The following is a 1,046-nucleotide window of genomic DNA, read 5'->3' as shown; positions in this document are numbered from 1 at the left end:
ACTCCACCCAGGACCAGCGGACCGAGGACCGGGGAGCCGGTGCTGGCCAGCCTGTCGTTCTTGTCCGGGTAGGTCGGGGCGGGGATGAAGGCCTGCGTCGTGGTCGTCGTGGACGTGGGAGCGGCGGAAGTCGTGGTGGTGGAAGTCGGGGCGGTGGTCGAGGTCGGGGTGGTGGTGCCCGTGGTCGACGTGGTGGTGCCCGAGCTCGTGGTGGTCGACGTCGGCGTGGTCGTGGTGGTCGACGTCGGTGTTGTGGTGGTGGTGGAAGTGCGTGTGGTCGTGGTGGTGGTGGTGGTCGGCTGAGTCGTGGTCGTTGTAGTTGTGGTGGTGGGACTTGTGGTCGTCGTTGTGGTGGTCGGCTCAGTGGTGGTGGTCGTGGTGGGTTCCGTGGTCGTCGTCGTGGGTCCCGTGGTGGTGGTCGTGGGTTCCGTTGTGGTGGTGGTGGTGGTCGGTTCGGTCGTGGTCGTGGTCGTCGTCGGCTCGGTGGTGGTGGTCGTCGTGGTCGTGGTGGTGGTTTCCGGTGCGACCGTGAACTGGTACAGCAGCGTCGACTGGCCGGGCTTGAGGGTGCACGGCGAGGTGAACGTGCCCAGGCCCGTCTCCGAGCCGTCGGCCTTGTGCGGGGTCAGCGTGATCTCGAAGTTGCCGATGGTGATGGTGGTGAGGCCCGCGTTGGGCAGGCTCACCGGCGGCGTGCTGCCCGTGGCGATGGTGTCGAACGGGCCCGAGGCCGGCACCGGGGTCTTCGCCACGACCAGGTCCGGCACGAGGTCCAGCGCGAAACCCGCGTTGTCCAACCGGGTCTGCGCCTTGCCGGTGCCCTCCACGGACGTCGCGCCGACCAGCGCCAGGCCCTGCGTCGCCAGGTCGGGCACGGTGGCGGTGGCAGTCACGTGCGCCTCCGGGATGGGGCTGCCCACCACCGCCTCGTCGGGCAGGTCGTCCACCACGACCTCGACGCTCATGTCCTGCGCGCCGATCTACGGGAACTGGCAGTTGTAGACCTGGGTGAGCGTCGCCGTCGCGGCTCAGCCGACGCCCGCGTC

The 1,046-nt window shown here is 69.4% G+C and carries 1 protein-coding gene; it reads right to left on the bottom strand.

Annotation, left to right across the window (positions count from 1 at the left end):
- On the bottom strand, window positions 1-965 hold a 965-nt coding region (locus tag AB0G02_RS42020; RefSeq protein WP_360806714.1), incomplete at its 3' end, for a DUF6801 domain-containing protein.
- Between the last annotated feature and the right edge of the window lie 81 nt (window positions 966-1,046).

The organism is Actinosynnema sp. NPDC023658 (genome assembly GCF_040639995.1).
Taxonomy (GTDB): domain Bacteria; phylum Actinomycetota; class Actinomycetes; order Mycobacteriales; family Pseudonocardiaceae; genus Actinosynnema.
This window is presented reverse-complemented; position numbering and strand designations above follow the sequence as displayed.